At 29.9% G+C, this 22189-nt stretch carries 19 protein-coding genes; 14 read left to right on the top strand and 5 right to left on the bottom strand.

The features are described from left to right. Positions 1 to 191: 191 nt before the first annotated feature. On the bottom strand, positions 192 to 1625 hold the full coding sequence (locus tag CRN98_RS12175) for a PdaC/SigV domain-containing protein (RefSeq protein WP_097027697.1): 1434 nt from the start codon (positions 1623 to 1625) through the stop codon (positions 192 to 194). 211 nt (positions 1626 to 1836) lie between these two features. Between CRN98_RS12175 and CRN98_RS12170 the strand changes: the two genes are divergently transcribed. From CRN98_RS12170 to CRN98_RS12125, 10 genes are all read left to right on the top strand, one after another. Then, complete coding sequence (locus CRN98_RS12170) at positions 1837 to 2262, top strand: N-acetyltransferase (RefSeq protein WP_097027696.1); 426 nt, start codon at positions 1837 to 1839, stop codon at positions 2260 to 2262. A 13-nt stretch (positions 2263 to 2275) separates the two neighbouring features. After that, positions 2276 to 2848 carry a class I SAM-dependent methyltransferase gene (locus CRN98_RS12165; protein ID WP_097027695.1) on the top strand — a complete coding sequence of 191 codons (573 nt, stop codon included), beginning with the start codon at positions 2276 to 2278 and terminating at the stop codon, positions 2846 to 2848. A gap of 500 nt (positions 2849 to 3348) precedes the next feature. Further along, a complete protein-coding gene (locus CRN98_RS12160) occupies positions 3349 to 5067 on the top strand; it encodes a methyl-accepting chemotaxis protein (protein WP_097027694.1) in 1719 nt (572 codons plus the stop codon). 238 nt (positions 5068 to 5305) lie between these two features. Further along, positions 5306 to 6160 (top strand): CPBP family intramembrane glutamic endopeptidase, encoded by an 855-nt coding sequence (locus CRN98_RS12155; RefSeq protein WP_097027693.1) that lies wholly within the window; start codon positions 5306 to 5308, stop codon positions 6158 to 6160. Between the two features lie 38 nt (positions 6161 to 6198). Continuing rightward, entirely contained in the window at positions 6199 to 7002 is an 804-nt protein-coding gene (locus tag CRN98_RS12150; RefSeq protein WP_097027692.1) for a CPBP family intramembrane glutamic endopeptidase, read from the top strand. Between the two features lie 26 nt (positions 7003 to 7028). Continuing rightward, positions 7029 to 7727, top strand: coding sequence for a response regulator transcription factor (locus CRN98_RS12145; protein ID WP_097027691.1), 699 nt, complete (start codon positions 7029 to 7031; stop codon positions 7725 to 7727). A gap of 19 nt (positions 7728 to 7746) precedes the next feature. After that, the gene (locus CRN98_RS12140) at positions 7747 to 9198 is read left to right on the top strand and encodes a HAMP domain-containing sensor histidine kinase (RefSeq protein ID WP_097027690.1); all 1452 of its coding nucleotides are present in this window, start codon (positions 7747 to 7749) and stop codon (positions 9196 to 9198) included. A 145-nt stretch (positions 9199 to 9343) separates the two neighbouring features. After that, positions 9344 to 10057 (top strand): response regulator transcription factor, encoded by a 714-nt coding sequence (locus tag CRN98_RS12135; protein WP_097027689.1) that lies wholly within the window; start codon positions 9344 to 9346, stop codon positions 10055 to 10057. Next, entirely contained in the window at positions 10047 to 11504 is a 1458-nt protein-coding gene (locus tag CRN98_RS12130; RefSeq protein WP_097027688.1) for a HAMP domain-containing sensor histidine kinase, read from the top strand. Before CRN98_RS12135 ends, CRN98_RS12130 begins: the two co-directional genes overlap by 11 nt. A 166-nt stretch (positions 11505 to 11670) precedes the next feature. Beyond that, entirely contained in the window at positions 11671 to 12780 is a 1110-nt protein-coding gene (locus CRN98_RS12125; protein WP_097027687.1) for a LolA family protein, read from the top strand. A 200-nt stretch (positions 12781 to 12980) separates the two neighbouring features. Here CRN98_RS12125 and CRN98_RS12120 read toward each other — a convergent pair whose 3' ends face one another. The 3 genes from CRN98_RS12120 to CRN98_RS12115 all read right to left on the bottom strand — a co-directional run bounded on the left by CRN98_RS12120 (position 12981) and on the right by CRN98_RS12115 (position 16583). Beyond that, positions 12981 to 14198, bottom strand: coding sequence for a hypothetical protein (locus tag CRN98_RS12120; protein ID WP_207653592.1), 1218 nt, complete (start codon positions 14196 to 14198; stop codon positions 12981 to 12983). A gap of 11 nt (positions 14199 to 14209) precedes the next feature. After that, positions 14210 to 14521 carry a hypothetical protein gene (locus tag CRN98_RS17865; RefSeq protein WP_207653591.1) on the bottom strand — a complete coding sequence of 104 codons (312 nt, stop codon included), beginning with the start codon at positions 14519 to 14521 and terminating at the stop codon, positions 14210 to 14212. A 520-nt stretch (positions 14522 to 15041) separates the two neighbouring features. Then, entirely contained in the window at positions 15042 to 16583 is a 1542-nt protein-coding gene (locus CRN98_RS12115; protein WP_097027686.1) for a hypothetical protein, read from the bottom strand. A gap of 245 nt (positions 16584 to 16828) precedes the next feature. Here CRN98_RS12115 and CRN98_RS12110 point away from each other — a divergent pair, with 245 nt between their 5' ends. Beyond that, positions 16829 to 18136, top strand: coding sequence for a ComEC/Rec2 family competence protein (locus CRN98_RS12110; protein WP_278335427.1), 1308 nt, complete (start codon positions 16829 to 16831; stop codon positions 18134 to 18136). 14 nt (positions 18137 to 18150) lie between these two features. Further along, complete coding sequence (locus CRN98_RS12105; protein ID WP_097027685.1) at positions 18151 to 18354, top strand: DUF3006 domain-containing protein; 204 nt, start codon at positions 18151 to 18153, stop codon at positions 18352 to 18354. A gap of 83 nt (positions 18355 to 18437) precedes the next feature. Here CRN98_RS12105 and CRN98_RS12100 read toward each other — a convergent pair whose 3' ends face one another. Further along, on the bottom strand, positions 18438 to 18992 hold the full coding sequence (locus CRN98_RS12100) for an MORN repeat-containing protein (RefSeq protein ID WP_097027684.1): 555 nt from the start codon (positions 18990 to 18992) through the stop codon (positions 18438 to 18440). Between the two features lie 870 nt (positions 18993 to 19862). Between CRN98_RS12100 and CRN98_RS12095 the strand changes: the two genes are divergently transcribed. Both CRN98_RS12095 and CRN98_RS12090 read left to right on the top strand, forming a co-directional pair. Continuing rightward, positions 19863 to 21533 (top strand): ribonuclease J, encoded by a 1671-nt coding sequence (locus CRN98_RS12095; RefSeq protein WP_097027683.1) that lies wholly within the window; start codon positions 19863 to 19865, stop codon positions 21531 to 21533. Between the two features lie 121 nt (positions 21534 to 21654). After that, positions 21655 to 22152: a hypothetical protein gene (locus tag CRN98_RS12090; protein ID WP_341455812.1), complete on the top strand. Its 498-nt coding sequence runs from the start codon at positions 21655 to 21657 to the stop codon at positions 22150 to 22152. Positions 22153 to 22189 lie beyond the last annotated feature (37 nt).

The raw sequence follows: 22189 nt of genomic DNA, 5'->3' as shown, positions 1-22189 counted from the left end.
CTTGTGTAAATATCTTATTACTCATTAAACCCACCCATTTCTTTATTTACTCTATTATAGATAAAATACCCTACCGGGTAGACTTTTTTCAAGTGTCTATCCGATAGGGTACATTTTATTTTAGCTTAAGACTTCATAGTCTTTTGTTTTATAGAAATTTATTTAAGGTAAAGAACACTTTTAAAAGTTAATTAAAGTCCTAAAAATTCTGTTTTTACATTATCCTTAATTTGAGATATTGGAATTTTAAATTCAGGGATTCCATCTGCATAAGAACCAATTTCATACAATGGGAAATACACTACAATATTGCCATTTTCAATATAAAATGACTGTGTATCTGAAATGCTCTTAAAATCTTTATAAGGAGCATATTCGTCTTTGTAGATCATTCCTTCTTGTTCCATATCCTTTTTCATTTCCTCTTCAGCAACCTGTATTTGTTTTTTAATCTCTTTATTTATTGCATCTTTGTATTTTGATTCATCTTTAAATAAATCTTTTAAAGCTAGTTCTTTTCCTGTATTAAGATCTATATTCGTAGTTTTCTTTTGAGAATTTCCATGAGCGCCACCTGTATAATCATAATAATTAACTGAAATACTTAGTAAATCATTATCATTATAATTTACATGAAAATCTGTATTTGCCTCTGTTTCAGAGAGTTGTTTCTGGTAATCTCTTTCCAATTCTTTAGCTGTATTCTCTATTTCACTACTAAACTTCATTATATCATTTTGAAAATTGCTATTTAATTTACTTTGTAAGTTTGTGTCTCTAATTCCTTCTATTACTGGAATCCTTAAATCTGATATAGTATTTTTTATTGTTTTTGCTTTAACCTTTACTTGTGGATATTTTACATCAATATCTTTCTTCACACCTTTTTCAAAAGAAGAAAAAGGAATTTTGAACTCTTGAAGGCCTGCTGCATAAGGGGCAATTTCATAATGGCCATAACACACAATAATATTTCCATCTTTAATGTAGAAGGATTGAGTATTTGAAATTGAACTTACGATATTAAAAGCATCGTCAAAGTATTTATTCTTTTCTAATGCCATCTGCTTCTTTATCTCTTTACTTATTATTTCCTTATAGTTTTCTCCTTCATAGAAGAAATCCTTTAATGTAGCTTCATTTCCGGTATCTAAATCTATATTGAAATTTTTTTGTAATGTGGAACCATGGGCACCACCTGTATATTGATAATAAATAACTGAAATACTTAATAAGTTATCTTTATTGCTATGAATTTTATAATCTATCTTAGCAACATAGGGGGACATTTCCCAGCCCTGTTCTTTAAAGTCTTTTAAATCCAACTTTGATGTCTCTTCTAAATTTTGCTTAAATTCTGTTATATCCTCTTCTAACATATTATTTATTTTATTTTGTACAGATTTGTCTTGCATCCCATCCACTACTGGAATCTTTATATCTACATCTATTGCATCATTTTTATATTTAATATCTTTAGCTTTAATATTTACAGAAGTTTTAACATCTGTAGTTACATTCTTATGGTTAGTTTGAATTGCTGTGGGATTTTCCGCAGCTAATGCATAAGTTGCATTCCCAAATTCTAAGATACAAATAAGTCCTAAACACATCATTTTTTTCATTTTATTACATTCCTTTCTTTTGATGTTAATATATATTATACTTACAAGTATATACTTATTTATGAATGAAGTGGTTACAATAAAAATACAAAAATAATACAATAAAAATACAAAAATAATACGAGGTAAAATATTGCTAATATAAATACTGAAAAATAACTGCAAGAAATGGATGATTAAGGATTATAATATTTAGGGAGAGTGAAAGGTTATGATTAGAGAATTAGAGGCAAAGGATATAAATAGGGTTATGGAAATATGGAAGCATGCTACTTTAGAGGCACACAGTTTTATAGATGAGAAATATTGGCTAGGCAAGTATAACGAAGTTAAAGATATATATATACCAATGTCTAAAACATTTATTTATGAAGAGAGTAATAATATAAAAGGCTTTATAAGCATTTTAAATGATGACTTTATAGGAGCATTATTTGTGGACATATCTAGCCAGAGAAAGGGAATCGGCGGTCAGTTAGTTGATTTTGCGAAAAAAAGATATAATAAGTTAAGCTTAGCAGTATATAAAAACAATACAAAAGCAGTGGAATTTTATAAAAGTGTAGGTTTTGTTTTAGATGAAGAAAAAATAGATGAAGATACAAATGAAAAAGAGCTAATTATGAGATGGAAATAGATGGAGGCTAAACATGGATTTTATTGGAGATAAAGAATATTGGGAGGAAAAGTTTGCGGGGAGAGGGGATAAGCAATTAAGCCCAGAAAAATCAGTGGTTGAAAATATAGGATATTTTAAAAAGGGTTCTGTTTTAGATATTGCCTGTGGAGATGGGAGAAATGGATTATTTCTTATTGAAAATGGCTTTAAAGTAACAGGAGTTGATTTTAGCAGTAAAGCACTTGAGCGATTTAAAATGTTTGCCGAGAGAAATAATCATTATCTTAATACAAAGCAAATTGATTTGAGTAAAGTTAGTTCATTAAAGGATATTGGTATATTTGATAATGTTTTAATTAACCATTATAGATTAAGCAAAGAACAGCTTGCAGACATGGAAAATCATATAGCAGATGAAGGCATTTTATTTATCTGTGGCTTTGGATATAAGCACAAAGTTGATCATAAGATTAGAAAAGAAGATTTAATTAAAGAAACAGATTTCCAAGAAATTAAAAAGTCATTTCAGCTAATTAAGTACATTGAAAATGAAGATGATAGAGGATTTTTTGTTACCTATATTTTTCGTAAGAAGAAGGAGTAAGATAAAGTACTTATTAGAGGATGTTATATATAAGAAAGCAGCCTAGAGGAATCAGTCTGCTTTCTTTTTTCATGGATTTTACTGTCTTTGTATCCACCAAAATAATAATCGATATGGACATACTACGTTGAAGAGGCTTTTAAAGTTATTATTTTTATCTTATTAGGATTGAAGTATTTATTTTACCTTTTTCAAATGAAGAGAAGGGAGTGTATACTCTTGAATACCTACTACATTGAGTGCAATTTATAATACATATAACACAGAATTATACTTTAAATTTTTTACAGTGAATATAAATTGTTTCAAATTTTAAAAAAAGAATAATAGTTTTAACTTAAAATGGATATTTTGTCGAAGAAATTTGTTAAAATAAAGGAAAAAAATGTTGAAAAATGCTAAAAATACATGTAAACTTACAAATGGAATAAAAATACACGACAGGAATCGCTATACAGGATCTTGAAAAATATATTATTAAAAAGAAGGGAAGCGATAAAATGAAGTTTTTTATTAATTTAGGTGTAAAGAAAAAACTTACTATGGTATTTTCAGTAGTATGTATTTTTATAGTTTTAATAGGAGTACAGGGGATAGTAAGTTCTGCAAAAATAAGTAAAAGCGGAAATGAAATGTATAGTAATAATTTATTATCTATTAAAGACTTAGAAGAAATAAAGGGTAATATAAATCAAGTTAATACTATTATGCTTAGAATTGTTTTTGAAAGAGATAAATCAAAATTAGATGCACAAATAAAAGCTATAGATGATTTAAGAAATGGAAATGTAATGTTCCAAAAGGAATATGAAAGTTTACCTTTTGTATCACAAGAAGAGGAAGAGATTTATAAAGAATTTAAGAATGAGCTGATAAAGTATAGAGAATCAGGAGACAAAGTTATAGAGCTTGTAAAAGCTAATAAGTATGATGAGGGGGTTAAACTATATAATTCAGTTGTATCACCAATAACAGATACTATGTTTCAAAAGATGAAAAAATGCGTTGAAATAAATGTGAAATATGCTGAGCAGGCAAACTTAAATAATATAGATGGGTTTAAGAATGTTAGAAATATAATTATAGTTTATACATCTATAGCGTTTTTAATTATAATTTTTATGGCATATATATTAAGTGAAAATATAATGAATCCATTGAATAAGATAAAGGATTTAGCACAGAGGTTATCCAGCTATGATTTTTCAACTCCAATTGTTATTACAAGGAAAGATGAATTTGGACAAACAGGTGTAGATTTAAATGCTGCACAGGAAAATGTAAGTAGCTTAGTGAAGGTAATTATGGAAAATTCACAGGATATAAGTGCATCTAGTGAAGAACTTTCAGCAACGGTTGAAGAATTGTCATCTAAAGCTGTAACTATAGATGAAGCAGTATCTACTATTGCTTTGGGTATGCAAGAATCCAGTGCTACATCAGAGGAGATAAGTGCATCTGCTCAAGAAGTAGATTCAAGTATTGATATACTTTCATCTAAAGCTATGGAAGGGAGTAATAATGCAAATCAGTTTAAAGAAAGAGCTACAGAAGTTAAAGATAAAAGCCAAAAGGCTATAGATGAAACTCGAAAAATATATACTGAAAAACAAAATAAAATGTTAAAAGCTATTGAAGATGGGAAAGTAGTAGATAGTATAAAGGTTATGGCAGATACTATAGGGAGTATAGCAGGGCAGACGAATCTTCTTGCTTTAAATGCGGCTATAGAAGCAGCAAGAGCTGGGGAGCAAGGAAGGGGCTTTGCAGTGGTGGCAGAAGAGGTGCGAAAACTTGCAGAGCAATCAGCGCAAGCAGTAATAAATATTCAAGATACTATTGCTAAAGTTCAGCAGGCATTTAAAAGTAGCATTGATACAGGTAGTGATATATTAGAATTTATAAATACACAGGTGCAGGAACAATTTGATGCCTATGGGGAAACGGGTAATCAATATTATAATGATTCGGATTTTGTAAGCAAAATGTCTGAAGAAATTGCAGCTATGTCTGAGGAAATTACAGCTACAGTAGAACAAGTGAGTGAAGCGGTTCAAAATATGTCGCAGGCCTCACAAAAATCTAGTGAAGAAGCAGAAACAATTAAAACAAGCATGGATGAAACTACAAAAGCAATAGAGCAAGTAGCATTAACTGCACAGAGTCAAGCAGAACTTGCCCAAGAACTTAACGAAATAGTACAGAAGTTTAAAATTTAGAATAAAACCTAATGGAATATTGTAACATATGCCTAAGTGGAAGTATATTTCTGCTTAGGCTTTTTTCTTGCAATAAATAAATTCTATTATATATTGAAATGTTAATGGGATATATACACTTAAGCTTATCAGTGGAAAATTTTATTTATTAAGGAAACTTTAAGGTTACGTTAAGGCAAGTGAAATAATTCATATATAAACTTAGAGTATAGTAATTTGAAAAAGGAGATTGTGATAAATGGAAGAGTTTTTTGAAAGTATAAAAATAAGAAAATTGGTACTAGTTTATATCAGTGTAGTAGTTTTTTTCTGCATAATTTCTGAATTAAATGTAGTAAAATCATCCAAACTGTTGGATGAAAATTTATTGCTTTTATTAGTTAATTTGGGAATTTTATTATGGTTTATATTGAAATTAAAAAAATCAAGTGTTAATGTAAAAAAAGAAATAATTAATTTAAGAAGTACCTTAAATAGTAAAGATATAGTTTTTAGTATTTTAATAAACATTACTTTGACTATAGGTCTTTTTATAACTGTAATCTATGTGGTAAGGTATATTTCACCGTCACTAATTAATGAAATACTTAATGAAACGAATGAACCAGACACAAGTACTTTATATAGTACTATTGTCAATGCTATTGGAGTATCCTTTATAGGACCTATAACTGAAGAATTTATGTTTAGAGGAGTTATATTAAATAGATTGAAAATGAAAATGGGGATTAAGAAGGCTGTAATATTGTCCTCTATTCTATTTGGGATGATTCATTATACTTTAGGAGTGGTGTCAGCAGTTGTTTTTGGAATATGTATGTCATTAATATATTTAAGAACTAAAAATATATTTGTTACTTCAGTAATTCATATTATTAATAATTTTATTGTTTCTGTAGTACAAGTTATATCATTTGTTATGTCAAAGGGCGCATCGCAAGAAAGTATTACTATGAATGATTTTAATTTGTATTGGCTAATATTTGGTATTTTGTTTTTGATAGCTTCAGTAGTAATGAGTGGTTACTTTATTAAAGCAACACTAAGAGAAATAAGAACTAAAAATAAATCATTAATACAAATTTTAAATTAAGGGATTTTAAAAAGATTTCAGTAAAAGGGAGAAAAAATATGGATTTTCAATTATTTAAAGAAATTAAAATAAAAGGGCTATTTGTTAAAATGGTTATTACATTATTTTTGGGTATCGTAATTATGATACTTTCAAAGCTTTGTAAAATTGCTATAACAGATAACTATATTGAGGTTATATCATTTGTAATTACTACTGTATGGTTCTTATTGGTAGTGGAATTTATAAAAAAAAATAATATCCATCTTAGTAGTTTTGTAAAAAAACCTTCTAAAAGGGGATTCATATTTGAAATTCCAGTAACCTTGATAGTAACTTATATAGGTGGTATAGGAGTGATTTTACTAATGCTCTTCTTAGTAAATTATATAAATCCTAATATATTAAGTAGTTTGCAATCAAAGATGGTAGATAGACCTCATGATATAGATACAACATTTATTAAATGTATAAGCTTTGCTGCAGCGGTTATAGCAGCTCCTGTAACAGAAGAGTATATTTTTAGAGGAATATTAATGAATAGACTATATAATAAATATGGAATGGGTAAATCAATTATATTTTCTTCATTAATCTTTCTTATGGTTCATATGACTCCTAATCCTATACTTTTATTTTTAGGGATAAGCTGTGCTGTTCTTGTTTATAAATATAAGTCTTTAATACCAGCAATATTGTTACATGCTTTAAATAATTTAATTACGTTTATTCGAAATTTAAGCAGTACTGTGAGCCAAGGAAATGATTTAACTGTTAATTCTAGCTTTCTTGTTTTAGGTATTATATTATTAATTATATACGTTTTGTATGCGTATATAAATTATAGAAAGTATAAAATTTAATAAAAACGAAAAGGAAGTTGTAGTTTATGAAAAAAGTTTTAATTGCTGATGATGAACAGGAAATAATAGAGCTATTGACTTTGTATTTAGAAAAGGATGGCTATGAAATACTTGAAGCTCATGATGGATTTAGTGCATTAGATATTTTAAAGAATGAGGCTGTTGACATTGCAATAATTGATATAATGATGCCTAATATGGATGGATATGAACTTATAAAAATTATAAGGCAGAGATATAAAATTCCTGTTATCATGATGTCTGCAAAAAGTGAAATTAGTGATAAAATATTAGGCCTTGAGCTTGGTGCTGATGATTATATTGCTAAGCCTTGCGATCCTCTTGAAGTTTTAGCAAGAGTAAAGGCTCAGCTGAGAAGATTTTGTGAATTTAACTATATTGAAGAAGAACCTATAAAAGATTTGGTAATTAGAGACTTAAGACTTGACAGGGATTCCTGTACACTTTGTAAAAGAAATGAGTATATACAACTTACATCAACAGAGTACAAGCTTTTATTGCTTTTAATGGGTAATCCTAAAAAAGTATTTACAAAAAAACAGATTTTTGAGTATGTTTGGAATGAGCCATTTTATGGTGATGATAATACAATAATGGTTCATATTAGTAAGCTTAGAGATAAAATTGAGGAAGATTCTAAAAATCCAGTATACTTAAAAACAATAAGAGGCCTTGGCTATAAATTTGAAGGAGAAAATTCGTAATATATGGGGTATATGATACATGGATTTTAAAATATTTAAAAATATAAGAAAAAGGTTTAAAAAGTTATATATTACTATGCTTAAGGACTATATTGCATTTGTATTTCTTATATTAATTGTTTTTTTAGTTAGCATAGGTCTTATAATTTTCACCATAGGAAAGATGGTTTTGTCAGAAGAATATGTAAAAGATACTCAAAAATTTTTTATGGCATCAAGAATTGTAAGAAGTGATTATAAAAATATTGATGCATCTGAAATTATTTCTCATGGTGGCTGGGTTGAAATACTGGATTCGAATAAAAAGGTAATTTATGTTAAAGGCAATAAAAAGGATAATAGGATAGTTTATAGTGAAGATGAACTGCTTAATTTTATGGATTTAAATTATAATAATTTAAAAAGTGATAAGTCTTATTTTTATTCCATTGCTTCTTTTAATAATAATAAAGAAAAATTTTATTGTGTAGTTAAAGTACCACCTAAGATTATAAGTATAAATGTAGATATTGTACCTTCACCGGATAAATATATCGAAAAGGCTGCTATTAGTATAGTTATTAGTATATTAATAATTATAATATTTTTGATTGTTTCAGTATTTTTATATGCTTATTTAACTTCTAAAAAAATAGTGAAACCTTTAAGGAAAATACTAGAAGGCATAAAGAAAATGACCGAAGGAGATTATTCTACTCGAATTGACTTTAATGCAGAGAATGAATTTGCAGAAATAAAAGATGCTTTTAACTTTATGGCTGAAAAAATTGAAATCTCAGAAAGTGAAAGAAGGAGGCTGGAAAATTTAAGACAGCAGCTTTTAGCAGATATATCTCACGATTTAAAAACTCCATTAACATCTATAAGAGGGTATTCTAAGGTATTATGTGATGGAGTTGTAGAAGATGAAGAAAAAATTAAAAAATATCTAAATATAATATATAACAAATCAGAAAGAGCAACTTTATTGATTGAAAATCTTCATGAGTTTACAAAACTTGATAATAGCCAGTATTCAATTAATAAAGAGGAACAGGATTTTTCGGAATTTATAAGAGAAATAGTATCTGAATTTTATAATGAATTTCAAGAGAAGAAGTTTCAATTAAAAATAGATTTACCTGAACATGAAGTTATGTATAAATTTGATAAGGTGGAAATGGGAAGGGCAATTTCGAATATTATTACAAATGCGCTAAAGTATAATTGCCGGGGAACAAAAGTAAAAATAGAATTAAATAATAATACTGATGGAATACAATTAATAATTGCAGATGATGGAATTGGAATTGATGAAAATTTAAAAGAAAAAGTATTTGAACCATTTACAAGAGGTGATAAATCAAGATATACAAAAGGAGGTACGGGATTAGGTCTTTCTATAGCAAATAAAATAATACAAAGGCATGGAGGAAGTTTAATACTTGAACAGTGTGCAGAGTATAAAACGGTATTTAAATTAAACTTGTAAAACATGTTTGAAAAAATTAAATTATACAGCAAGAGGATAGTGAAACTTTGCAAGGTTTCAAATTATAAAGAAATTATAAAATTTTATAAAGTCTAAAAAGAAGGTTGTATAATTTGAATATAAGATATCTCATAGGGAGGAAATAATGAAAGAAAGGCTATTAATAGTTGAAGATGATGAAGCAATTGCAAATATTTTAAAAGAACATCTTGAAAAAGAAGGTTATGAGATTAATTGGTCATCTACTGGTAAGGAAGGGTTAGAAGATTTTAAAAAATACCAATTTGGATTAGTAATGATAGATATAATGCTTCCAGAGATGGATGGCTTTACTCTTTGTAAAAATATAAGATGGATTAATGAAGATATACCTATAATAATAGTTAGTGCAAAACAAACGGATATGGATAAAGTAAAGGGATTAAAAATTGGTGCAGATGATTATGTAACGAAACCTTTCAGTCTAACTGAAGTTTCTGCAAGGGTTGAAGCACATTTAAGAAGATATAGAAAGACAGATAGAGGATCGATCTCAAATGAAAAATTAGTATTTAAAAAAGGTCTTATTATTATACCAGAAGAAAGAAAAGTTACTATTGAAGAAAAAGAGATTCAAGTGACTTTAAAAGAATTTGAATTACTACAGCTAATGGCACAAAATCCTAATAAGGTATTTTCAAAGGAAGAATTGTATCAGCATATATGGCAGAGTGTAGATGTAGAAGGTAACAATACAGTTACAGTGCATATTAAGGAATTAAGAGAAAAACTAAGAGATAGCAGCAAAAATCCTGATTTTATTCAGACTGTATGGGGAACAGGCTATAAGTTTATAGGGGAAAACATATATGAAACTTAAAAAGTGGCTTATATTGTCTCACTTGATAGTTATGCTGACGCCAGTAATTTTAGGTGTATTACTATTTATAATTATAGGCAATTACAATAAAAATACTCAAGTTGAGGATTATATATCTGCTATGACTAAATTTAAAACATATCAACAGCAATTAGATAATCCAGATATGTACAATGGATATTCTTTAAAAGATAAAAAAATTGTAGCTGATGAAGATAAGAGTTCTGTAAAAATACAATTATATAATACGGTTGGTCAGCAAATATATTCTTCAGACGATAATATGATAAGTTATATTCAAAAAGATAATTTGTATTCTAATTTATGCAAAATACAAACAGGGACTAGAGCATATACATTGAAAATGCCTGTATTTAAAGTTAGCACACTTGCAGGATTTTATGAAATAACTATAGCAAGAGAAAAGTTTGTTGAAGCTATAAACTATAGAACTGTTATTACAGTTTTATTTTTTGTATTGATAATCATAGTTATCTTTATTTCAGTAATGCTTCTTTTAAACAAAAAACTTAATAGGCCTATTAAACTTCTAGTAGAAGGAATGAATAAGTTTGCTCTAGGAGATAAAAACATTGTGGATTATAAACATAGTGATGAGATAGGTGAACTTATAAGTCACTTCAACGATATGAAGAAAGATATTGAAGAGAAAAGAAAAATTATAGATGAGCAGCAAAAATCAAAGGAGTATATGATATCTGCTATATCCCATGATTTGAAAACACCATTAACTGCAATAAGAGCTTATGCTGAGGCTATGGCTAATGACGAAAATTTGGACATAAAAAATAATAAAGATAAGGCTTTAGTTATACTGAATAAGAGTGATTATATGAAAAATATGATAGATGATCTGATGATGTATAATCTTCTTACTACAGAATATAAAATGAATTTTGTAGAGCTTGAAGGCTCCGAGTTCTTTGAAATGTTGTTTTCAGGTTATGATGAATCCTGTGAGAAAAAGAAAATAAAACTTAATGTGGATATAAATATTCAAGGTAAATATAAAGTGGACGTAAGACAAATGACAAGGGTAGTGGACAATTTAATGGTAAACGCTTTAAGGTATACCCCTATACAGGGGAATATATGGATGGGAGCATTTTCATTAGAGGGTAAAGTACCAGAATGGCTTGAAGAAAAATTTATAAATGAAATAGGTCCTTGGAAAAAAGAAGGTTTATTAATTTTGGTTAAAAATCAGGGAGAAAATATTATAGACAAGGAAAAAGAGAAAATATTTATGCCATTTTATCAAAGTGACAATTCTAGAAATAAAAAGCTGTGGAACGGTGTAGGTCTAGGACTAAGTATTGTTAAGCTTGTAATTGAAAAGCATAATGGTGAAGTTAAAGTATTTTCAGAAGGAGCTAGTACAGCTTTTGCATGTTGGATACCTATAAGTGATTCATATCATAAGTGATTCATATCATAAGTGATGTTTGGAACATCACTTTCTCTTTTTAGTGCGTTCACAATTTTAAAATTATAAAGAAATTATTAAGTTTAGTAGAAATAAAGAAAATGTTTATATAATGTATATATAAGTTTAAGAAATTTAGAAAGAAATTAAAAGGAGAGGTTTTATTATGAAGAAAAGAACATTATCAATTTTTGCTGCGGGTTTAATAGCAGCAAGTTTATTTCAAGGATGCAGTAGTTTAAAGCAAGATACGATAATACCAGGAGAAGTTATAAATAAAGCTATGAATGCTTATGAAAAACCTAAATCTTATTATGGTGAAGCTAAAATGGAGATATATGAAAATGGCAAATTAAATGAAACAGGTACCATAAAGGAATGGGCAGATAACTCAGGAAATAAAATGAGAAGGCGCTATGAAGCTGATTCAAATACTGAAGGAAAGACAATATCCACTAATGATGGTGATAAAATATTAATATATATGGAAAAAAGCAAAAAAGCTATGAGCATGAAGGCGATAAACAATTCATTAGACAATGGAAGTGATTATAAGTCCCAGATTATAAAACAACTTAGCAGTATATCAAAGACGCATGATTTAACTTATAAAGGTGAAGAAAAAATTAATGGATTTAAAACCTATCACCTTTATGCCAATCCAAAACAAAAAAATAGTCTTATAGGGGAGGTTAACTATTGGATAGATGAGGATAGCTGGTTTGTTGTAAAGAATACGTCAGAAAACTCTAATATGAAAACAGGTATAGAGTACACGAAACTAAAATTTAGTTCTAAATTTGATAATAGTGTATTTACTCAAAATATTCCTTCTGATGTTAAAGTCGAAAATATTGATGAGAGTGGATCTAAAGAAAATACAATTGATATGAAGCAGGCAGAAAAAATAGCAGGAAAACCTATTTTAGTATTACCGGAAAATAGTGGATATAAGTTAAAAAGTGTTGCTTACATGGATGCTCCAGCAATAAAGCATAAGGAAATTAATCAGACCTATGAAAAAAACGGAGTAGATGCACTCATTTTAACTACTATAGTTTTCTATGAGAATGAAGTTCCTGAAAAAGATAATTCAAAGATTGATGGTGAAAGTGATATTAATGTAAGAGGGAAAAAAGGAACAGCTATGGAAGAACCTATAAAATATATAACTTGGAGTGAAGACGGATTCAACTACAATTTGTTAATTCAAGATCCTTCAATTACTATAGATGCAAGTAAAAAAATAGTAGAAAGCTTACAGTATTATAAATAATTTAAAATACTACAGTGAGCTCATGTGGATTTGCATGGGCTCTAGACATTTTTGATAAGTTTGCGTATTTCATGAATCCTGATAAAAGTTTTACTCTAAAACTTCTTATGACTAATGAATATAAATATTAGCTTAATAAAATAAAACCCTTCAATTGCGAAGGGCTTTAAAGCATATACAAAAATATCTATATTGATTTGTTACGAAAACAGTAGGGAATACATAACACCTATTACACCAATAGCAGCTAATGTATATACTATCTTAGCAGGCATTACTTCATCATTTTCAACTGATTTACCAAACATACCAAACACAAATGGATGAACTAAAAATGGCATAGCAAAAATAAACGGAATCATAGCTGCTGCCTGCTCTCCAAACATACCTCCTTGAACTGCTGCAAACAATCCAAAGTGAGAGATAGCTGATGAAGTAGCCATAGCTGCGTCATCTATTGGCATACCACTAAAGTGTAACATTAGGAAACTTCCAAATACTGCAATTATCTGCATCCCAAATGAGTACTGCATTAGGCCTTTAACTTCTGCAGCTTCTTCACCATTTGCACCTCTAAGTGTTCTTAAGGACGCTATTGTTAATACAACGCCAATGGCAACTAGTGGTAGAACCCATCCAACTAATAGGGAGCCACGCGCTGCACTTGCTGCAAGTATTGAAAATACAAATATATGACCAAAGAACGGAATATTTATCATAATTGGAGCTCTAGATGCTGCATCAGGTCCTAAATCACCTGCGGTACAAGCTCCAGTCAATCCAGAATGAGAAAGTGATCCTGCCATGCCGGGTGCAAGATTACGTACGTGATTAGCTTTACCAAATAGAATAAGTGTTGTTAAACCGCCAAACATCCAAAATATCTGACCCAAAAGGCCATAAGCTAGAACAGCTTTCATTTCAGTAAGTTTTAATGCTTCAAGAATTTGTGAACCACCTACTATAAAGTTAGCTGCCAGTACTACTGGAATTCCAGCAAAAAGCAATGATCTAAGTGTTGGACCAAACTTCCAATTAGATAATACCGCACCTAACCCAGCGGATATAATCATAGCAAAGAAAATTTGTGGTAATGCAATGATTGGTTTAATCCATTGTGCAATGTTGGCTGAAATAACTAGTACGAAAAGAATAGCAATAATTTCAAAGACACCTTTTCTTATATACTGTGATTTATTCGTTATTGTTGCTTTGTAATCGATTAAAATTATGGAACCCGATATACCGATATAGGCTATAATTGGATAAAAATTTGCAAGCTCATCACCCGATGGAACCCCTAAAATTAATCTATTAACTCCTTCAATGCCAAGAAGTATGAAGAAAAATCTTAGGATAAATACAAGTTGTGTACGTTTTGTTCCAAGAATAATCTCCTCGTCGGAGGGGACAAACATGTCTTCGCTTTCTAATTTTTCATGGGATAGTATTTTTTTAGTTCTTGTCCTCCAACAAAGAAGGAAGCTATTAATGCAGTTATGGTGACCTTACTCATTAAATTTACTATAGGAAACTCATCTAAACCAGGTGTAGCAATGTTACCGTTAACTAGTGATAATCCCATCCCTAATCCAAAAATTACTATAATTAGAATTGGAGAATATTTTGTTCCAGCTACAACAGTACGAGCAATTAAAACAATAGGAATTAATAATAACAGCGTCAACCAAAGCTGGTCGAGCATTTGTACGTGTACAATTTGTTCAACTAATTGTTCCATAGTGACTCCTTACGATATAAAGATTATTAATTATTCTTATATATAGTAATATTAGCATAAGGGACGAAAATTATGTAAATTGTTAGTAATGATAAGTGGTGAATACCAGCAAAAATGAGCTGCACCAATTTATAAAAAACAATGAGTAAATTGATTTATCTACTGAAATAACTGATTTTAAGAAAGGTGGAATATATTAGATTAATATATACATTATTTTGAAATTAATGTTATAATTAGCATGCAAAATCTTAAATCATTGCATATTTATAAAATATTACTAATTAAAAAAGAGGGGGATTTATGAAAAAGAAGGGTATCTGGGTCAAACTTTGAAATTATTGGCATTTCAGCAGATAGTAAGGAATTAAATAAAATAAACAATGACATATCACCATACTATGCAGAGCAAAAGCTATTCAAAAGTTCACATAATTGATTACTATACATTTTTTTAAGAAAGAAACCCTTCAATTAACGAAGGGTTTCTAATAATCAGAAGATATTCATGATGATTTTATTAGAAAAATAGTAGTGCGTAAGCAAGACCCACAGTACCAATGGATGCTAGTGTGTATACTATCTTAGCAGGCATTACTCCATCATTTTCAACTGCTTTACCAAACATACCAAAAACAAATGGATGAACTAAAAATGGCATAGCAAAGATAAATGGAATCATAGCTGCTGCTTGTGCTCCAAACATACCTTCTTGAACTGCTGCAAACAATCCAAAGTGGGATAGAGCTGATGAAGCGGCCATAGATGCGTCACCTATTGGCATACCGCTAAAGCTTAACATTAAAAAGCTTGAGAATACTGCAACTATCTGTAGTCCAAAGGAGAATTGCATTAAACCTTTAACCTCTGCAGATTCTTCACCCTTTGCATTTCTAAGTGTTCTTAAGGACAATATTGTTAATACAATACCAATTGCAACTAGTGGTAAAACCCAGCCAACTAATAAGGAGCCACGTTCCGCACTTGCTGCTAGTATAGAGAATACAAATACATGTCCAAAGAAAGGAACATTTATCATTATTGGAGCTCTAGATGCTGCATCTGGTCCTAAGTCACCAGCAGTACATGCTCCAGTTAATCCTGAGTGAGAAAGTGCTCCTGCCATACCTGGTGCAAGATTACGTACGTGATTAGCTTTACCAAATAGAATAAGTAATGTTAATCCGCCAAACATCCAGAACAATTGGCCAGAAAGACCATAAACTAGAACTGCCTTCATTTCTGTAAGCTTTAATGCTTCAAGAATTTGTGAACCACCTACTATAAAGTTAGCTGATAATACAACTGGAATTCCAGCGAAAAGTAATGATCTAAGTGTTGGACCAAACTTCCAGTTAGATAATACAGCACCTAATCCAGCAGACAGGATCATAGCAAAGAAAATTTGTGGTAATGCAATGATTGGTTTAATCCATTGTGCAATATTGGCTGAAATAACTAGTACTAAAAGAATACCAAGAATTTCAAGGACACCTTTTCTTATATACTGTGATTTATCCGTTATTGTTGCTTTGTAATCGATTAAAATTATGGAACCCGATATACCGATATAGGCTATAATTGGATAAAATTTTGCAAGTGGATCAGTTGATGGAACCCCCAAAATTAATCTGTAAACACCCTCAATACCAAGAAGTATGAAGAAAGATCTTAAAATAAATACAAACTGTGTACGTTTAGTTCCAAGAATAATTTCTTCGTCTGAAGGTACAATCATGTCTTCACTTTCTAATTTTTCATGGGATAGTATTTTTTTTAGTTCTTGTCCTCCAACGAAGAAGGATGCAGTTAATGCAATTATTGTTACCTTACTCATCAAATTTACTATCGGAAATTCAGACAAGCCAGGTGTAGCAATGTTACCCTTAACTAGTGCTAGTCCCATTCCTAATCCGAAAATTACTATGATTAGGATTGGTGAGTATCTCGTTCCGGCTACAACAGTACGAGCAATCAAAACAATAGGAATTAATAATAATAGCGTTAACCAAAGCTGGTTAAGCATTTGTACATTTGCAATTTGTTCTACTAATTGTTCCATTATGCCTCCTTATTAGATAAAGATTTCAAATTAATTTGATACACAGTAATAGTAGCATGGAGAGCGAAAAATGTCTACAATTGTCGTGTTAAAAATTGTGAACAAAGTGAAAATTAAATAAAATGAATAAAATTATTTAATTGTAAACAAATACAAATATTTACTTGTGAATACTAACAATTGAAAGTAGTACCTCATAGCATATATAATATAAGTTGGATTTAAGAAAATAAGGAGGAGATTTTTTGAAAGAAACAATTAAGATGATGCTAAGAACAGTGCTTGGCTTTAGGACAAGCATTAAGTGGAATAAGGCATCAATGGCAGCATGTATATCAGTATTTGTAATTATGGGTGCAGTTACAGGTTGTGCATCTACAAAAGGAAATGACAAGGCTACAATAGCTCCAGTTGAAACCAAGGACACTAAGGTAAAAGATAATACATCGAAGGATACTAAAGTGCCAGTAAATGGAGAACTTAAAGTTCACTTCATAGACGTAGGACAGGCTGATTCTATTTTAGTTCAGCAAGGAAGCTCTGCAATGCTTGTTGATGCAGGTAATAATGCAGATAATCAGACAGTTAAAAATTATCTAGATAAGCAGGGAATTAGCGAACTTAAATACTTTGTTGGAACACATAAGGATGAGGATCATATTGGAAGTGCAGATTACATAATAAATTCATTTAAAGTAGGAAAAGTATATTTCCCTAAGCAGACAGCAACTACAAAGACCTTTGAAGATTTTGTAAGAGCTGTTAAGGGGAAAGGGCTTAAGCTTACTGTTCCAAGTGTAGAGGAAAGTTTTAAATTAGGAGATGCCACCGTTACTGTACTTGCGCCAAATGGCTCTAGTTATGAGGATGCTAATGATTATTCAATAGTACTTAAAGTAGTCTATGGTAATACTTCATTTTTACTAACGGGAGATGCTGAAAGTATAAGCGAAAGTGAAATGGTTAATAAGGGATTAGATTTAGGGTCAACAGTGTTAAAAGTAGGACACCATGGAAGTAGATCTTCAACTAGCCAAAACTTTTTAAATAAAGTTAATCCTAAGTATGCGGTTATTTCAGTAGGAACAGGTAATAGCTATGGACATCCTACACAAGATGTGATGAACAGATTGAAAGCTAAAAATATACCTGTTTATAGAACTGATGAGAATGGCACTGTAGTAGCTACAAGTGATGGTAATCAGGTGAAATTTAGTACTAATCCAGGTAGCTATAAAGGCATAGCTTCAAATTCATCAGGTAATGCAAAAAATAGTACAAGTACAAAAACTCAAGTTGTACCGGCTCCAGTTACGCCAAAAACTAATGTAACAACTAAGCCTAAAACTAATGTGACAACTACGCCAAAATCTACTGCGAAGCCATCAACAGGCAATAAAAGCAAAGTAGTATATTATACTCCTAAAGGAAAATCATATCACTATGATAAAAATTGTAAAACTCTTTCAAGAAGTAAAACCATATTACAATTTACTCTAGGTGAAGCTATTAATTCAACCCATTCAGATCCCTGCGATGTTTGCACTTACTAGGAGGTTTTAAACATATGAAAGTAATAATTGATAGGTTTGAAGGCAATTTTGCAGTATGTGAAACAGAAGACAAAACTATGGTAGATATACCAAGGGGAATTTTACCTGAAGAAGCTAAAGAGGGTCATGTGCTTACTATAAGTATTAGTATTGACGCTGAGGAAACTGAAAAAAGAAAGAAGATTATAGAAGATTTGACTAAAGATATTTGGGCATAAGTGCCACCCATATGGCAAGTGGCAAGTGTTAATATTGCAGCATACATAGATTTATATGAATTAAATCTATGTATGCTTTCTTTTTAATCTACAAATTCATTATTTTTAAAGTTTCCTACATTAACTTTACCATCGGCAAATATATACATACCTTGTCCTTCTCTTATATTATTATTCCATTGTCCTACATATTTTTCTCCATCTGACCAAGTATGAATACCATAACCATGTCTTAAATCATCTGACCACTCACCGGCATAAACGTCTCCATCTGGCCAAGAACAAACGCCTTCACCAGACCTTGCACCATTTTCCCAGTTGCCTACATATACTTCTCCATCTGGCCAAGTATAAATTCCATGTCCGTGCTTATCATCGTTTTTCCATTGCCCTACATATTTTTCTCCGCATGACCAGGTAAAAGTACCTTGACCATCCATTTGGTCATTCTTCCATTGTCCTACATATATACTGCCGTCCTTGTAAAAGTAGGTTCCTTCTCCATGCATCTTACCATCTTTGCGCTCTCCAACATAATAACCACCATGAACATGTACTGTATGCTCTGGGGCAGCAATTTTTACATTTGTTGTTTTCAATTTTTCAAGATTAAAGCTATTTATTATTATTTTTTTCATATGTAAATTTCTCCTTGCATTTTTTGATTTTATTTTTATTATGCCATAAGTAAAGCTAAATTTCATGTTTTTATATTATTGTTTTGTTTAAATATTTACTTGCAGATATTTTACATGTATATCTTTTTTACATCTTCATAACACCTCCTTTAGTTTTATTAAATTTTTATAATTTATCCATAAATTATTCATAAGCATTTATGTTTAAGCTTGATTGTTTGTAAATTATAGTATATAATAACATAAATTATAGCGTGAAAAATCAAATTATAAACCTTAGTGAATTGACGAAGTATTTAAAAATTAGTTAAATTATTTTAATTAATTTATACAATAGTGAATGCAGTTATGAAAAAAGATGAATGAATATAAATTGCTCCAATTATTAAAGCAAAGATCTTATATTTATTCAAGTTTTTTCATGACAGTGAACCATAAAAACGAGTTGAATTATATAATATATGATGGAAATTATTAATGAATTTATTATTTGCACAGTAACACTGAATTAAATTTTCCTATTTTGCAACATTAAATAATTATTTTTTGATATTTTACAAATCAAATTAGAAAGTCAGGGCAAGGATATATGTAGACTTTGATAAATTATTAATGAACTGCATAGAGAAAATTGTTTATAGAGAAGTTTACTGCTTTGGTGATACTGTTAATCGGATTTTAGGTGAAAAATATCCAAATTTAATAATAGTGTGAATGGAAGTAAGTGTATAAAATTTAAAAGAAATAGTAACCAGTGTTTCTAATTTTTATAAAGGCACTTGTTTTGTGATATTGTTAATGAAATAAACTTAAGAATTTTAATGGTAAAGGGCCTTTAAGGAAGGGGCGTTTTACCGGATAGGAGATTAGATGATAGCAAAAAATAAACCCAAAGTAAAAGTGATTGCTTTAGGAGGTCTAGGGGAAATTGGTAAGAACATTACAGCTATAGAATATGATGATGAAATAATTGTCATTGACTGTGGATTAGCTTTCCCTGACACGGAAATGTATGGTATTGATTTGGTTATACCAGATATAACCTATTTACTTAATAATAGTGAAAAAGTAAAGGGTTTTGTATTAACCCATGGACATGAGGATCATATAGGTGGTCTTCCATATGTCTTAAAGCAGCTAAATGTACCGGTTTATGGTACAAGGTTGACATTAGAATTAGTAAAAAGTAAGTTAGAGGAACATAATATGCTTTCTAACTGTACTCTTTTTGAAGTTAAACCAGGAGAAGAAGTTAAAACTGAACGCTTTAAAGTTGAATTTATAAGAACCTGTCATAGTATTGCAGATGCTTGTGCATTAGCTATACAAACTCCAGAAGGCACTATAATTCATACTGGAGATTTTAAAATAGATTATACTCCTATAGACGGAGAAGTGATAAATCTTCACCGTTTTGCAAAGCTAGGAAGCCAGAAGGTACTACTATTAATGGCAGATAGCACAAATGTTGAGCGACCAGGTTATACAGTTTCAGAGAAGATTATAGGAGAAAATTTAACAAGAATTTTTAGTAATGCAAAGGGTAGAGTAATTGTTGCTTCTTTTGCATCAAATATTAATAGAATTCAGCAAATTATAAATTCATCTTTATTTTATGGAAGAAAAGTTGCATTTAGCGGAAGAAGTATGGAGAAAATTTCTAAAATAGCTATGGAATTAGGTTATATGCAATTGCCTGAAGATCAACTGATAAGTGTAGATGATATTGATAAATATCCTGCTGATAAAATAACCATTATAACCACAGGAAGTCAAGGAGAGCCAATGGCTGCACTTTCAAGAATTGCATATGGAGCTCATAAAAAAATAAGTATTGAAAAAGGTGATTTAGTAATCATTTCTGCTTCTCCAATTCCAGGAAATGAAAAGCCTATATCCAAACTTATAGATGAGCTTTTTAAGAAGGGAGCAGAGGTGATTTATAATGCTTTAGAAGAAGTTCATGTTTCAGGTCATGCTTGTCAGGAAGAGTTAAAACTGATGCATACTTTGATTAAGCCTAAATTTTTTATGCCTGTTCATGGTGAATATAGACATTTGAGACAGCATGGATTGCTAGCTGAAAGCTTAGGTATGGATTCAAAAAATATATTCCTTTTGGAAACTGGACAGACGCTAGAGTTAAGCAGAAACAGTGCTAGAAGATCAGGAAGAGTTACTTCAGGTGCGGTTATGATAGATGGTCTTGGTATTGGTGACGTAGGAAATATAGTGCTTCGAGATAGAAAACACCTATCACAAGATGGTATATTGACAGTGGTAGTAACAATAGATAAAGCATCATTTACTGTAATTTCAGGGCCAGATATTATTACAAGAGGATTTGTTTATGTAAAAGAATCTGGAAATTTATTAAATGAAGCAGCAGAGGTAGTAAAAGCTGAGTTAGATAAATGCATGGAGAAAAAGGTTACGGAATGGTTAGTAATAAAGTCTAATATAAAATATTCATTAGGACAATTCCTATATAACAAAACAAGAAGAAAACCTATTATTCTTCCAATAATTATGGAAATCTAAATACTATACCTAGAGGGGGAATCCTTCTAGGTTTTTAACAATATAGTGATTTTATATATTTTTCAGAAGGAAATTTACATATAATATCGAATAATATCATATAGAACTAAAGTTAAAATGTATGAGGAAAGGTTATGGAAATATGCTTAAACTCTACTGGATAGAAATTTTCTTAAGAGGTATTCCTGAAATTTTATTAATGATTTGGGGAATATATGTGATAGCTAAGACGTCAATTAACATGAAAAATTATATATTTTCAAGCATAATAATGGTAATAGTAACTTTTCTTGTAAGAATGCTTCCTATATATATGGGAGTGCATACATTCATTATTATTTTTTTTACTATAGGTATCATGGTTATCGCTGGTATACCAATAATAAAGGCAATATATAGTGTTTTGCTTATGTTTTTAATACTTTCCTTAAGTGAGTTTCTAAATATGGTAATATTAAATTTACTAAATATCGATATAAATATTGAAGTTGTAAATCCTATTACTAAATCTATGCTTGGAATTCCCTCATTAACTATTGCATGCTTACTTATTATAACGATTCGTTATTTTATAGCAAGTAAGGAAGAAATAAATATTTTTGAAGATAAAAATTACTGATTTATTCAATTAGTGATTTTTATGTTTTAATAAAGGC

Source organism: Clostridium peptidivorans (assembly GCF_900205925.1).
GTDB classification, from domain to species: domain Bacteria; phylum Bacillota; class Clostridia; order Clostridiales; family Clostridiaceae; genus Clostridium_AK; species Clostridium_AK peptidivorans.
Note: the sequence above shows the minus strand (reverse complement) of the source record. Positions and strands in the feature narration are given on the sequence as shown.

Bases quoted from the DNA above. Each gene is read 5' to 3' on its own strand.
- CRN98_RS12175 (WP_097027697.1), bottom strand. From the start codon at position 1,625: ATGAAAAAAATGATGTGTTTAGGACTTATTTGTATCTTAGAATTTGGG.
- CRN98_RS12170 (WP_097027696.1), top strand. From the start codon at position 1,837: ATGATTAGAGAATTAGAGGCAAAGGATATAAATAGGGTTATGGAAATA.
- CRN98_RS12165 (WP_097027695.1), top strand. From the start codon at position 2,276: ATGGATTTTATTGGAGATAAAGAATATTGGGAGGAAAAGTTTGCGGGG.
- CRN98_RS12160 (WP_097027694.1), top strand. From the start codon at position 3,349: ATGAAGTTTTTTATTAATTTAGGTGTAAAGAAAAAACTTACTATGGTA.
- CRN98_RS12155 (WP_097027693.1), top strand. From the start codon at position 5,306: ATGGAAGAGTTTTTTGAAAGTATAAAAATAAGAAAATTGGTACTAGTT.
- CRN98_RS12150 (WP_097027692.1), top strand. From the start codon at position 6,199: ATGGATTTTCAATTATTTAAAGAAATTAAAATAAAAGGGCTATTTGTT.
- CRN98_RS12145 (WP_097027691.1), top strand. From the start codon at position 7,029: ATGAAAAAAGTTTTAATTGCTGATGATGAACAGGAAATAATAGAGCTA.
- CRN98_RS12140 (WP_097027690.1), top strand. From the start codon at position 7,747: ATGGATTTTAAAATATTTAAAAATATAAGAAAAAGGTTTAAAAAGTTA.
- CRN98_RS12135 (WP_097027689.1), top strand. From the start codon at position 9,344: ATGAAAGAAAGGCTATTAATAGTTGAAGATGATGAAGCAATTGCAAAT.
- CRN98_RS12130 (WP_097027688.1), top strand. From the start codon at position 10,047: ATGAAACTTAAAAAGTGGCTTATATTGTCTCACTTGATAGTTATGCTG.
- CRN98_RS12125 (WP_097027687.1), top strand. From the start codon at position 11,671: ATGAAGAAAAGAACATTATCAATTTTTGCTGCGGGTTTAATAGCAGCA.
- CRN98_RS12120 (WP_207653592.1), bottom strand. From the start codon at position 14,198: ATGTTTGTCCCCTCCGACGAGGAGATTATTCTTGGAACAAAACGTACA.
- CRN98_RS17865 (WP_207653591.1), bottom strand. From the start codon at position 14,521: ATGGAACAATTAGTTGAACAAATTGTACACGTACAAATGCTCGACCAG.
- CRN98_RS12115 (WP_097027686.1), bottom strand. From the start codon at position 16,583: ATGGAACAATTAGTAGAACAAATTGCAAATGTACAAATGCTTAACCAG.
- CRN98_RS12105 (WP_097027685.1), top strand. From the start codon at position 18,151: ATGAAAGTAATAATTGATAGGTTTGAAGGCAATTTTGCAGTATGTGAA.
- CRN98_RS12100 (WP_097027684.1), bottom strand. From the start codon at position 18,992: ATGAAAAAAATAATAATAAATAGCTTTAATCTTGAAAAATTGAAAACA.
- CRN98_RS12095 (WP_097027683.1), top strand. From the start codon at position 19,863: ATGATAGCAAAAAATAAACCCAAAGTAAAAGTGATTGCTTTAGGAGGT.
- CRN98_RS12090 (WP_341455812.1), top strand. From the start codon at position 21,655: ATGAGGAAAGGTTATGGAAATATGCTTAAACTCTACTGGATAGAAATT.